This is a genomic window from Pseudovibrio flavus (assembly GCF_009711345.1).
Classification (GTDB): domain Bacteria; phylum Pseudomonadota; class Alphaproteobacteria; order Rhizobiales; family Stappiaceae; genus Pseudovibrio; species Pseudovibrio flavus.
Genome location: NZ_SMMA01000064.1, coordinates 232997 through 245697 on the forward strand (window position 1 = coordinate 232997; position 12701 = coordinate 245697).

The 12701-nt window shown below is 50.7% G+C and carries 13 protein-coding genes; 7 read left to right on the forward strand and 6 right to left on the reverse strand.

What is annotated here, in order from left to right; all coding sequences use genetic code 11:
- The first annotated feature begins 10 nt into the window (after positions 1-10).
- A complete protein-coding gene (locus E1162_RS14610) occupies positions 11-2014 on the forward strand; it encodes a thioredoxin domain-containing protein (protein ID WP_257099012.1) in 2004 nt (667 codons plus the stop codon).
- 178 nt (positions 2015-2192) lie between these two features.
- Here E1162_RS14610 and E1162_RS14615 read toward each other — a convergent pair whose 3' ends face one another.
- The 4 genes from E1162_RS14615 to hemE form a co-directional block, all read right to left on the reverse strand.
- Positions 2193-2771: a GNAT family N-acetyltransferase gene (locus tag E1162_RS14615; RefSeq protein ID WP_155132384.1), complete on the reverse strand. Its 579-nt coding sequence runs from the start codon at positions 2769-2771 to the stop codon at positions 2193-2195.
- 76 nt (positions 2772-2847) lie between these two features.
- Entirely contained in the window at positions 2848-4113 is a 1266-nt protein-coding gene (rho, locus tag E1162_RS14620) for a transcription termination factor Rho (RefSeq protein WP_155132386.1), read from the reverse strand.
- Positions 4114-4359: 246 nt separating this feature from the next.
- Positions 4360-4791: a protoporphyrinogen oxidase HemJ gene (gene hemJ / locus E1162_RS14625; protein WP_155132388.1), complete on the reverse strand. Its 432-nt coding sequence runs from the start codon at positions 4789-4791 to the stop codon at positions 4360-4362.
- Positions 4792-4823: 32 nt separating this feature from the next.
- Positions 4824-5855: a uroporphyrinogen decarboxylase gene (gene hemE / locus E1162_RS14630; protein ID WP_155132390.1), complete on the reverse strand. Its 1032-nt coding sequence runs from the start codon at positions 5853-5855 to the stop codon at positions 4824-4826.
- A 428-nt stretch (positions 5856-6283) separates the two neighbouring features.
- On the opposite strand from hemE, the gene E1162_RS14635 reads away from it, so the two are divergent.
- The 5 genes from E1162_RS14635 to dnaQ all read left to right on the forward strand — a co-directional run bounded on the left by E1162_RS14635 (position 6284) and on the right by dnaQ (position 9982).
- Entirely contained in the window at positions 6284-7123 is an 840-nt protein-coding gene (locus tag E1162_RS14635) for a pyruvate, water dikinase regulatory protein (RefSeq protein WP_155132392.1), read from the forward strand.
- Between the two features lie 78 nt (positions 7124-7201).
- Positions 7202-7798 carry a Maf family protein gene (locus tag E1162_RS14640; protein ID WP_155132394.1) on the forward strand — a complete coding sequence of 199 codons (597 nt, stop codon included), beginning with the start codon at positions 7202-7204 and terminating at the stop codon, positions 7796-7798.
- Positions 7795-8625 carry a shikimate dehydrogenase gene (locus E1162_RS14645; RefSeq protein WP_155132396.1) on the forward strand — a complete coding sequence of 277 codons (831 nt, stop codon included), beginning with the start codon at positions 7795-7797 and terminating at the stop codon, positions 8623-8625. Before E1162_RS14640 ends, E1162_RS14645 begins: the two co-directional genes overlap by 4 nt.
- A 4-nt stretch (positions 8626-8629) precedes the next feature.
- A complete protein-coding gene (coaE, locus tag E1162_RS14650; protein ID WP_155132398.1) occupies positions 8630-9217 on the forward strand; it encodes a dephospho-CoA kinase in 588 nt (195 codons plus the stop codon).
- A gap of 51 nt (positions 9218-9268) precedes the next feature.
- Positions 9269-9982, forward strand: coding sequence for a DNA polymerase III subunit epsilon (gene dnaQ / locus E1162_RS14655; protein WP_155132400.1), 714 nt, complete (start codon positions 9269-9271; stop codon positions 9980-9982).
- 55 nt (positions 9983-10037) lie between these two features.
- Here dnaQ and E1162_RS14660 read toward each other — a convergent pair whose 3' ends face one another.
- Entirely contained in the window at positions 10038-11024 is a 987-nt protein-coding gene (locus tag E1162_RS14660) for a 2-hydroxyacid dehydrogenase (protein ID WP_155132402.1), read from the reverse strand.
- Between the two features lie 239 nt (positions 11025-11263).
- Between E1162_RS14660 and E1162_RS14665 the strand changes: the two genes are divergently transcribed.
- The gene (locus tag E1162_RS14665) at positions 11264-11806 is read left to right on the forward strand and encodes an SH3 domain-containing protein (protein WP_155132404.1); all 543 of its coding nucleotides are present in this window, start codon (positions 11264-11266) and stop codon (positions 11804-11806) included.
- 75 nt (positions 11807-11881) lie between these two features.
- Here E1162_RS14665 and fabI read toward each other — a convergent pair whose 3' ends face one another.
- Entirely contained in the window at positions 11882-12694 is an 813-nt protein-coding gene (gene fabI, locus E1162_RS14670; RefSeq protein ID WP_155132406.1) for an enoyl-ACP reductase FabI, read from the reverse strand.
- Positions 12695-12701: the final 7 nt, after the last annotated feature.

The window sequence follows — 12701 nt, forward strand, 5'->3', positions numbered from 1 at the left end:
AGATGCCCGAATGGACGTACCCACTATGTGCCACAATCGCTTAACGAACGCTTCAAGCCCTTACCTTCTTCAACATAAAGATAACCCTGTTCATTGGTGGGAATGGGGCGAAGAGGCACTGCAAAAAGCTCAAGCACAAGACAAGCCAATCCTTTTATCCATCGGGTATTCAGCTTGTCATTGGTGCCACGTTATGGCGCACGAGAGTTTTGAAGATCAGGAAACCGCTGATCTGATGAACCAGCTATTTATCAATATCAAGGTCGATCGGGAAGAGCGGCCGGACATTGATTACATTTATATGCGGGCGCTGCACAGTTTGGGAGAACAAGGCGGCTGGCCCCTAACAATGTTTCTCACACCGTTCGGCGAACCATTTTGGGGTGGCACGTACTTTCCGCCCACAGCTCGATATGGCCGTCCATCTTTCAAAGAAGTTCTAGGTTCCATCGCTCATGCTTATGAAACAAATCGCGATGCCATTGAAGACAACAAGCAGATACTTCTGCAAGCCCTACAGAAAGATACAGCCTCACGAGAGGGCGATGGAATCGATGTCACACTGCTAACCGCTGCGGCCCAGAAGATTTCTTCTATCCAAGACCCTATCAATGGCGGACTTAACGGCGCGCCAAAGTTTCCGCAGGCCTCAGTGCAAGAGGTCCTATTCAGAGCAGCTGTTCGTGAGAGTTCCCTCCCCTATCGCGAACAGTTCCTCCAATATCTAGACCGGATGGGTGAAGGCGGCATCTATGACCATCTAGGCGGTGGTCTTGCTCGTTACGCTGTCGATTCAAAATGGCTCATCCCTCACTTCGAAAAAATGCTCTACGACAACGCTCAGTACATTCAGCAGTTATCTTGGGCCTACGCAGCCACGGGAGATACAGCCTACAAAAAGCGCATTGATGATGTCGTCGGATGGATAGAACGCGAGATGTCTCTCCCTGATGGAATTCTTGCTTCAGCATTAGATGCAGACAGTGAGGGCGAAGAAGGCAAATTCTACGTCTGGTCCTATGAGGAAATCGAGAAACTCATCACCAACACCGGCCAACTGGATGCGCTAAAAAAATTCTACGACGTAGCACCAGATGGCAATTGGGAAGGCAAGATAATCCTCAATCGTCTCGCTGCCGATTCAATTCCAACCGACAAAGAAAAACGTGATCTCGATGCTGCGTTCCGAATTCTTTTCACTGAACGGGAAAAACGCATACGCCCACATCGCGATGACAAGGCACTTACTGATTGGAACGCAATGACCGTCGTTGCTCTAATCAGCGCTTTTGACAATGTTTCATGTGAATCAAATCGCACTCTCGCCACCAGAGTTTTCGCAGCGACACGAGAGCAAAAGAACACTCCCCTTCCCCATTCTACAAGGCTTGGAAAAATTGGAGCGGATGCTTTTGCTGCAGATTATGCATGGATGGCCCGAGCCGCCCTCGCCCTTGCCAGAACCGAACCTGATGAGCAGGTGCGGGCAGAATATTATCAAGACGCAGAAAAATATCTCGCCATATTGAAGAATGAATTCAAAAGCGACGAAGGTGGATTTTTCTTCACCTCACATACTGCAGATAAAACAGTTATCAGACCTCTTCACGCCTATGATGAAGCAACGCCGAATTACAACAGCGTCGCTGCTCTTGCATTCATTGAACATTGGGTACTGACTGACAGCGAGGAAAGCAGAGAAATCGCCGATCAAATTATAAGCCGCTTCGGACCTCTTATTGCAAAGAATGTCACCGGCACATCATCACTTCTAAATGCCTTTGATACACGCATCCGATTTAAGAAAGTGATTTTGCCTTCTGCCGGGGACGCGGATCAGCGAGCAACTCTTACCCAAGCAATTATCAGAAAAGCTGATCCTGCGATTATTATGGAGCACTACCCCGGTCCAGCTTCCAACAAACTACCCATCAACTTCTCGCAGAACGAAGCACTCTACATTTGTTCGGAAGATGGATGTTCATTACCTATCACAGACCCAAGTCAATTCTAGAGCCAATAAAGTGCAAGAGTTTCCTGATCTGAGGGTGACTGGAATTCTCCATCTATACAGAAGTTATACACCGAGATTCCAACAGGACGATTCACGTGAAACATGCCCACTAATAAAGACTGGGTGATGATTCACGTGAAACACGTCTAGACAACACAAAAGCAAGAGAATCTCGGTCTTATTTCGAAAGAGTCATGAACTCTTCAAGCCTCAGCCGATGAAGCACATGACGCTTCAAAGGACTATCATCGTCCACAGCCGGATGATCAAAATCATCCACAGCATCACGGTGCATTCCCAGCTTATCCATTACGCGACCAGAACGGATATTCATTGGCACCCGCATGGCAATAATCTCTTCAAGGCCCAGTGTCTCAAACCCATAAGCGAGCCACGCTCTGGAAGCCTCAGTCGCATATCCCCTCCCCCAGTACTCACTCTTAATACGCCAGCCAATCTCGACACATGGATCAAACGGCAACGGCACATCAAACTCAGGGATACTCAAACCAGCAAAGCCGATAAACGTTCCATCCACCTTATCGGCGATTACAGGGAAACAAGAACCGTTTCGTTCCTGCTTTTCCATAAGCCTTACAAGCATCCTTTCGGAATCGACTCGATCCATAAGCGCTGGAAAATACTCCATCACAATTGGATCAGCACACATCTGTGCCAGACCATCTAAATCGGATAGCTCCCATTTTCTGAGGGCCAGTCTTTCGGTCTCCAAAGTCGGTGTTGCTAGCAAAGGCATAATGAAAGCTCCAAAGAAAAAGGGCCGTCCCTTTTATAAGAGACGGCCCTCAATCACAATTCAGAAATACGATATTTTACGTATTCATTGAATCGAAGAAATCGTCGTTGGATTTGGTCTGGCGCAGTTTGTCGAGCAAGAACTCAACTGCATCCACGGTGCCCATTGGGTTGAGGATACGGCGCAGAACGAACGTCTTCTTGAGCTTGTCGGCAGGAACCAGAAGCTCTTCCTTACGTGTACCAGAACGCTGAATATCAACGGCTGGGAAGACGCGCTTATCAGCGATCTTACGGTCAAGGATGATTTCGGAGTTACCGGTACCCTTAAACTCTTCAAAGATCACTTCGTCCATGCGGCTACCCGTATCAATCAGCGCTGTTGCGATGATAGTCAGGGAACCGCCCTGCTCGATGTTACGAGCAGCACCAAAGAAGCGCTTAGGACGCTGCAGAGCGTTCGCATCCACACCACCGGTGAGAACCTTACCAGAGGACGGCACAACGGTGTTGTAAGCGCGGCCCAGACGAGTGATGGAGTCCAGAAGGATCACAACGTCACGGCCATGCTCTACAAGGCGTTTTGCCTTCTCGATAACCATTTCCGCAACCTGTACGTGGCGTGCAGCTGGCTCATCAAAGGTAGAGGAAACAACTTCACCATTCACGGTGCGCTGCATGTCCGTCACTTCTTCTGGACGTTCATCGATCAACAGAACGATGAGGTAGCACTCTGGGTGGTTGGTTGTGATGGATTTTGCAATGTTCTGCAGGAAGACAGTCTTACCGGTGCGCGGAGGCGCAGTGATAAGAGCACGCTGACCTTTACCAAGCGGTGCAACCAAATCAATGATGCGGGAGGAAAGGTCTTTGCTTGTCGGGTTTTCAATTTCGAGATTGAAACGCTGCTCTGGGTAAAGCGGTGTCAGGTTATCGAAGTGAACCTTGTGGCGCGCTGCGTCAGGATCTTCAAAATTGATCTTATTGACCTTCAGAAGGGCGAAGTAACGCTCACCTTCCTTAGGGCTGCGGATCTGGCCTTCAACAGTGTCACCGGTACGCAAAGAAAATCTGCGGATCTGGGACGGGGAGACGTAAATGTCATCCGGACCTGGAAGGTAGTTCGCATCAGGAGAACGAAGGAATCCGAAGCCGTCTTGTAGGACTTCGACAACACCTTCACCAATAATTTCAATATCTTGTTCTGCAAGCCGCTTAAGAATAGCAAACATAAGTTCCTGTTTGCGCATAGTGCTTGCATTTTCTACTTCATGTTCCTCTGCGAAAGCGAGGAGCTCAGTAGGGGTTTTAGATTTTAGATCTTTAAGTTTCATTTCCCGCATGAATAGGGATCGTCTTTTCTACTGGTTCTATGCTGTAATAAATAAGTCTTGCACGAACTAGGAATTTAGGTGGGATCGTGTAACTTTCGTAGCGCAGCTCAGCTGAGCAATGTGGTCCGCTTTCTCCGAGCGCGAAAAAGTCACCTTTGGTGAAGTTGGGCAGCAATATACCCAACTCTTTGCGTTGCTTCAAGAGCCAAAATATACTGAAAAATCACAATAGGAGAGAATTTTAAATAAAACAGACTAAATCGTAGGTTTAAACACCACGATAAAGACAATGGCGACCATTAAAACTGTCGGTACTTCATTCAAAATTCGAAAATAACGCGAGCTTTTCTGGTTGTTATCTGCCGCAAATCGCTTCACATGCCCGCTTAGCAAGCCGTGATAGCCACTCATAATTAGAACAAGTACAAATTTAAGCATAAACCAAAAATCATGGTAGGCACTGAGCAGAACAACTGCCCAAAGACCAAAAATCCAGCTGGCGATCATAGCCGGATTCATGATGGCCTTGAGTAATCGCCGCTCCATGACTTTGAAGGTTTCGCTTTTATCAGAGCCTATTTCACAATCGGCGTGATAAACGAAAAGGCGAGGCAGATAGAAAATTCCGGCCATCCAGGCAATCACCGAAATGATGTGCAGTGACTTTGCTAGGCTGTACCAATCCATAATCTACTCCGCCTCTTCCCGTTAACGTGTTTCTAGATCTCGCCTTTGACGCGCTTGACCATGCGCGCAACATGATCTGGTGATGTTTGCGGCGTTACACCATGCCCCAGATTGAAGATATGCGGACCAGAGCCGAGCGTCTCCAGTACATAGTCAATTCCCTCATCCAAAGCTGTGCCGCCGGCCACAAGACGCATCGGGTCCAAGTTACCCTGAACCGGAACCTTCTTCTGAAGCGCCTGAGCAACGTGTGCAGGCACGGTCCAGTCAAGACCAAGGGCATCCACCCCCGTACCCTCTAAATAACGCTCCAGACGCGCTGCAGAGGCTTTTGGGAAGCCAATGAGCTTGGCATCAGGGCGCTGTGCTTTCACACCAGCCACAATCTTGGCTGTTGGTGCGATGCTCCAACGCTCAAATCCGGCATCATCAAGCACACCGGCCCAGGTATCAAAAATCTGCAAGGCATCGGCACCGGCATCGATCTGGGCGACGAGATAGGTAATGGAAGCTTCAACGAGCTGATCGATGAAAGCCTGCATCAGCTCAGGATCCCTATAAGCGCCGATACGAGCGGCGGTCTGGTCCTGAGTGGTATGTCCTGCAACAGAATAGCAAGCGACTGTCCACGGAGCTCCGCAGAAGCCTAGAAGAGTGGTTTCGGATGGTAGCTGAGCACGCAGGCGTCCAACGGTTTCGATAACCGGAGCCAAATGCTTCATCGTCCTAGCCTGATCGAGCTTTGCCAATTGCTCGGAGCTAAGAGGTTCAAGAACAGGTCCTCTGCCCTCTTCAAACCAGACTGGATAGCCCAGAGCGTCTGGAACGACGAAGATATCAGAAAACAGAATGGCTGCATCAAAGCCATAACGGCGGATCGGCTGGAGAGTGACCTCGGTAGCAAGATCGGGGTTGTAGCAGAAATCGAGGAAGTTCTTCGCCTTGGTTCTCTCTGCCCGGTACTCAGGAAGATAACGACCTGCCTGACGCATCATCCAGATAGGTGGTCGCTCTAGGGTTTCTCCGTTCAGTACGCGCATCACTGCCCGTTCATGAGACTTCATAGCCAATCCCCTTGTCCACTAATCCCCCAATAAGAAGATTCTTATTAGAGTGATTTTTGTTTCTATTAGGGAGTGGATTACAAGGATCAAATAAACTCCACAATGCACCAAAGAGGGATAGAGAAAACGACAGTTGTGCTATTCGACCGCGAAACGATAATGCACAAGAGTCGATAAGAGTCATTTATCCTATAAGATTCAGCGGGTTATCGCCGAAACGTTTTTTTACGAACTTTGGATTGCAGCGATTGTAGCCTGTGAATACACTCCTAAAAAAGTGTGTAATCCAAAGAACTCAAACCGTTTCGCCTAAAACATCCACGCGCCTGTGATTTGTTAATTAAATATAGCGAACGAGGATGAAATTCGCGTAGCCTGCGAGTTGTCAGGGGTTATCCATGATTGTTCAAAGACGTGGGGATTGAATCATGGGAAAAGATGCTAACTATTTCCATTTACACATGATTTCGGATTCAACGGGCGAAACTTTGATGACTGTTGCCCGTGCTGCCAGCGCTCAATACGCCAACATAGAGCCGATTGAGCACGTATATCCCCTCATTCGTCAGGAGCGCCAGCTAGAACGGGTGCTTCAAGAGGTGGAAAGCGCCCCTGGTATCGTGCTCTATACTCTAGTGGAGCAGGATCTAGCTAAGCTATTGAAAAAGCGATGCAAAGAGCTTGGTGTTCCCTGTGTTGGTATCCTCCAGCCTGTCTACGATATCTTCCACTCCTACCTGAATGTTTCGGAAACGTGGCGCGTTGGCGGCCAGCATGTGCTTGATGACGAATATTTCGAGCGTATGGAGGCCCTGAACTTCACCATGATGCACGACGATGGCCAGATGATGGAAAATCTGGAAGAAGCGGATGTCGTTCTTCTGGGTATTAGTCGTACATCAAAAACGCCCACCTGCATCTATCTAGCTAATCGGGGGATAAAGGCAGCAAACGTTCCTATTGTTCCGGAGATAAAACTGCCCAGAGGCCTGTTTAAGCTAAGAAAACCCTTGGTTATCTGCCTAGTTGCATCTGCGGATCGGATCCGTGACATTCGGCAAAATCGGGTACTGGAAACCATGGGTAAAACCAACGAGGTTTATGTGGATCGTAAATCCATTTCGCAGGAGATACGAGCATGCAAGGCAATGGCCAAGGAAAACCATTGGCCCCTACTGGATGTAACCCGCAAATCCATTGAGGAGTCATCGGCGGAGATCATTTCGTTGCTGAAAAAGCACCGTGCGGAACATGGTGCACGCCCATAGCTATTGAAAACCGCAGCCGGCTATGTCTGATAGAGCCTAACAACGACAACAAGTGATCCCCAATCAAGAAAGAAGCCTATGACCGATCTTGTTCTGGCGAGTGGTAGCCGTGTTCGCGCCACCCTGATGGAAAACGCAGGTCTGTCCTTCACCATTGATCCGGCGAAGGTGGATGAGCGCGCTGTTGAAGAACCGCTTCTGGCACAAAATGTTGAGCCGCAAGAAATTGCCCGCGTTTTGGCGCAGGCCAAAGCGATTGAAACCTCAACCCGCAACCCCGGTAAAATGGTTGTCGGGGCTGACCAAATCCTTGCTTTTGAAGGCACGCGCCTCACCAAACCGGAAAACATGGCAGCCGCTCGCGCTCAGCTAGAGAGCTTCTCCGGCAAAGCCCACGCACTGCACGCTGGCGTGTGTGTTGCCTTCGATGGCCACGTTCTTTGGGAAACCGTCTCTACAGCGAACCTACACGTTCGTACCCTTTCACCAGAGTTTCTTGACTGGTACATGGAAACGGCTGGAAGCGATATTCTCTCCAGCGTTGGTGCTTATCAGCTTGAAAGCGTTGGTATTCAGCTCTTCCAGCGGATTGAAGGCGACTACTTTACGATTTTGGGTCTGCCTATGCTGCCGCTGCTCGACTTTTTGCGCAAATCTGGAACGTTGATTAAATGAAAACCGCAGCCGTAACGGGACATCCTATCAAACATTCTCGCTCGCCTCTTATTCACGGCCACTGGCTGAAGAAATACGGGATGGAGGGAGCCTATGGAAAACAGGATGTACCGCCGGAAACCGCAGTAGAGTTTTACAGCAACCTGCAATCCCACGGGCTTGTGGGCGTCAATGTCACCATTCCCAACAAGGAGGCGGCCTTTAAGGCTGCGCAGACGCTGGATGACGCCGCAAAGGCGATTGGCGTTGTAAATACCTTGTGGCTGGATGATGAGGGCACTCTTCACGGCGCCAATACCGACGCGTTGGGTTTTCTTGGAAATCTCGATCAGGCAGCGCCGGGTTGGGACAAAGCCAACAAAAAGGCAGTCGTTCTAGGTGCTGGCGGCGCAGCCCGCGCTATTGTGTGGGCGCTTTTGCAGCGGGAATTCACAGAGGTGTATATCCTCAACAGGACTCGCCAAAAAGCCGAGGATTTGCGCGATTATTTCGGTGAGCGAGTCATTTGCGATGACTGGGATAACCGGTCGAATACACTTGAAAACTGTGATCTTCTCGTAAACACAACCGCGCTTGGTATGTCTGGTCAGCCTGATCTTGAGATCGATCTCGCCCTGCTCCCAACTCACGCCGTGGTCACTGATATTGTTTACACCCCTCTCATTACAGGCCTGCTAGAAGCAGCGCGCGGCCGCGGCAACTCCATTGTGGACGGGCTGGGTATGCTGCTGCACCAAGCGGTTCCGGGCTTTGAGAAGTGGTTTGGTGTACGCCCAGAAGTGACCGATGAACTCCGCGATATCATCATCGCGGACATGGAGAAGTAATGAGATGATCATTTTGGGGCTCACCGGTTCTATCGGAATGGGAAAATCAACGACAGCGAAGATGTTCGCGGCCGAAGGCGCTGCGGTTTATGACGCTGATGCTGCCGTCCATAGCCTTTATGCCGGTAAAGCTGCCCCTTTGATCGAAAGTGCATTTCCTGGAACAGTAAAAGACGGCGTCGTGGACCGCACGGCGCTTGGAAAGATCGTTCTTGGGGATGCTAAGGCAATGAAAAGGCTTGAGGCTATCATTCACCCATTGGTGAGAAGCGAGGAAAAAGCTTTTTTATTACGGTCTCGAAATGAAAATCGAGCTGTTGCTGTAATCGACTCCCCTCTTCTGCTCGAAACCGGCGGCGATGTGCGCGTTGATGCAGTTGTGGTGGTAAGCGCCGATGCGCAAACTCAAAAGCAGCGGGTTCTTGCAAGACCGGGCATGGACGAAGAAAAGCTGGACTCCATCCTTTCCAAGCAGATGAGCGATGCTGACAAGCGCAAAAAAGCCCACTTTATTGTCGATACGTCCAAGGGTATGGAAGCAGCCGAACGAGCTGTAAAATCCATTTTGCGGAGCGTTGCAGCAAACGCCTAAACGCCTCCCCTCGTAAGGGCTATTGTACGGCCAAATAAACGGAATGAATGAATGCGGGAAATCTCTTTCGATACTGAAACGACGGGCCTCAATCCGCTGGATGGTGACCGCTTGGTCGAAATCGGCGGCGTTGAGCTGTTCAATTTCATTCCCACTGGCCGCACGTTCCACGTTTATGTGAACCCGCAGCGTGACATGCCGGAAGAAGCCTTCCGCGTTCACGGGCTCTCTGCAGAGTTTCTCTCCGACAAACCGCTGTTCGCTGATGTTGCTGATGCATTTTTGGAATTCGTTGGCGATGCCCGCCTTGTGATCCACAATGCGCCCTTCGATATGGGCTTCATCAATATGGAACTGGGCCGCGTTGGCCGTCCGCCTATCGGCAACGAACAGGTCCTTGATACACTAAAGCTGGCGCGCCGCCTGCACCCAACCGGTTCCGCATCTTTGGATGCGCTGTGTAACCGTTACGGTATCGATAACTCCAAGCGAACCAAGCACGGCGCGTTGCTCGATGCTGAATTGCTGGCTGAAGTTTATCTGGAGATGAACGGCGGCAAGCAGAAGAATCTCGGTCTTATGCCCGATGATGCCAAGTCCTATTCTGATGATGAGGACGATGCGCAGGGCCTTCTCAAGCACGCTCCGGCAAAACAGCGCCCTACCCCTCTTTCTGCACGCCTCACAGAGGAAGAATTAAAGCTCCACAGCGAGTTTGTCGGCGGAATGAAAGGCGAGACCCTTTGGAGTAAATACGAGGGCTGACAGGCCATTAAAAAGCCCGCTACGTTGAGCGGGCCTTTTTGTATCTGAAACTTGTTTAGAGCATCGATGGTAGAACGCGGTCTGGCGGGCAGTGCCCGTCCATAAACGCTTTGATGTTCATGATCACCTTCTCGCCCATATCAATACGGCCCTCAATGGTTGCCGAACCCATATGTGGCAGTAAAACCACCTTGTCGTTCTTGAGCAGGCGCGGGTTTACCGCAGGCTCATGCTCAAACACATCAAGACCAGCACCTGCAAGCTCTCCTGCTTCGATCTGGCGGATCAGTGCGTTCTCGTCCACGATCTCACCGCGAGCAGTGTTGACGATGTAGGCATCCGGCTTCATCAGCTTCAAGCGGCGGGCAGACAGCAGGTGATAGGTTGCTGGCGTATGTGGACAGTGGATCGAAACTACATCCATACGGGCAAGCATTTGGTCAAGGCTCTCCCAGTAGGTGGCCTCCAGACGCTCTTCCACCTCAAGCGGCTCGCGAATACGGTTGTGATAGTGGATGGACATACCGAACGCGCGGGCGCGGCGGGCAACAGCCTGACCGATACGGCCAAAACCGATAATGCCGAGACGCTTGCCCCAAATGCGGTGACCCAGCATCCATTGCGGCGACCAACCGGACCATTCGCCCTCTTCAATCTTGCGAATACCTTCAACCAAGCGGCGTGGTACAGCAAGAATAAGCGCCATGGTCATGTCCGCTGTATCTTCGGTCATAACACCGGTGGTATTGGTGATGGTAATGCCGCGGTTGTTGGCAGTAATCACATCAATGTTGTCGATGCCATTACCGAAGTTGGCAATCATCTTCAGGTTGGGTCCTGATTGAGCCAGCACTGAAGCATCGATGCGGTCTGTCACTGTTGGCACCAAAACATCGGCTGTTTTGACGGCCTCCACCAGTTCAGCCTGACTAAAAGGCTTGTCGCTAATGTTGAGACGCGTATCAAACAGCTCCCGCATGCGCGTTTCCACTACATCGGGCAGTTTGCGCGTTACAACCACAACAGGCTTCTTTTTCGTCATGAACCCCGCCTTTATCCGTTCCGTTGAGGGTTTATTAACCCTGTGCTATTCACGATGAGGGTCACGGTGACCCTGAGTTGTTTCTAATGCAGAACTTCGTTGCAAAACAAGACTTGTAATGCACTCTTGTTTGCACTAGCTGCCCCTCATATGCGCACCGTCCTTCAAAGGGTGGAAGCCTCCACCCCTTAACTGCAACATTAATGCGATTCTACCGTACGGAAAGATTCGAAATCATTATGGCAAACTTCACATTTCGCTCCGGTCGATTTCTTCTCGGTTCTCTTGCAATAGCTGGCATGCTTTCGGCTATAGATATGGCGGCGCTGGCCCAGACAGCAAGCTCCAGCGTTTCCGGATTGCCAATACCAAGATATGTGAGTTTGAAGTCCGACCGCGTAAACGTACGCGTTGGCCCAAGCCGCGAGCACGATGTTTCATGGACATTCATTCGCAGCAGGCTTCCTGTTGAAATTATTGCAGAATATGAGGATTGGCGCCGCATCCGTGACTGGGAAGGGCAAACCGGTTGGGTGTTCAGAACTTTGTTGACCGGATATCGCTCCGCACTCGTAACCCCATGGGAAAGCGCGGAAGGAAATACGCCGCTGCGCCGCCGCCCGGGTCCTAATGAGCGTGTCGTTGCAGAGCTGGAGCCGGAAGTTCTGGTTGGCGTTTTGGAATGTAAAGATGGCTACTGCCGCGTCTCGGGAAGAGACTTTGACGGCTGGGTCGATCAGAGCCGGCTTTTTGGCGTTTATCCTGACGAAGTTGTCGAATAATCCTTTAGGATAAGTTTTATAAAAAAGGGCTGCGATACCGATCGCAGCCCTTTTTGTTTCATTATCGAAATGATTTTACTGATCGCGTTTTTCCATCAGCTTCAGCTCTTCCAAGCGAGGCATGGAAACGATGTTGTAGCCGGAATCAACAAAGTGCACTTCACCGGTTACACCGCCGGAAAGATCAGAAAGCAGATAAAGGCCGGAGCCACCCAGTTGCTCGCTGGACACTGTCTCAGCAAGCGGTGCGTTGACCAGCTGGTAGTTGAACATGGCGCGAGAGTCACCAATGCCAGAGCCTGCTAGCGTGCGCACAGGGCCTGCAGAAATCGCGTTGACGCGGATCTTTTGAGCGCCGAAGTCCATCGCCAGATATCGTACAGATGCTTCCAGCGCAGCTTTCGCAACGCCCATCACGTTATAGTTCGGCATCACGCGGGTAGAACCGCCATAGGTCAGCGTGACCATGGAGCCGCCATTTGGCATCAGCTCGGCAGCACGCTTTGCAATCTCGGTAAACGAGAAGCAGGAAATCACCATGGTGCGAGAGAAGTTTTCGCGGCTGGTGTCGGCGTACCGGCCCTTGAGCTCGGTTTTATCCGAGAATGCGATGGCGTGGACGAGGAAATCGATGGTTCCCCATTCTGCTTTCAGCTGTTCGAATACGCCGTCCACGCTTGCAAGGTCTTCCACATCGCAAGGGATCAGCTTTTCGCAACCAATAGAATCTGCAAGGGGTTTTACGCGCCGGGCGAAAGCGTCGCCCTGATAGGTGAAGGCCAGTTCGGCCCCATGCTCTGCCAGTTTTTTGGCAATGCTCCAGGCGATGGAGTGATCATTGGCAACGCCCATTATAAGGCCGCGTTTGCCTTTCATCAGGCCGCCCATACCTAAA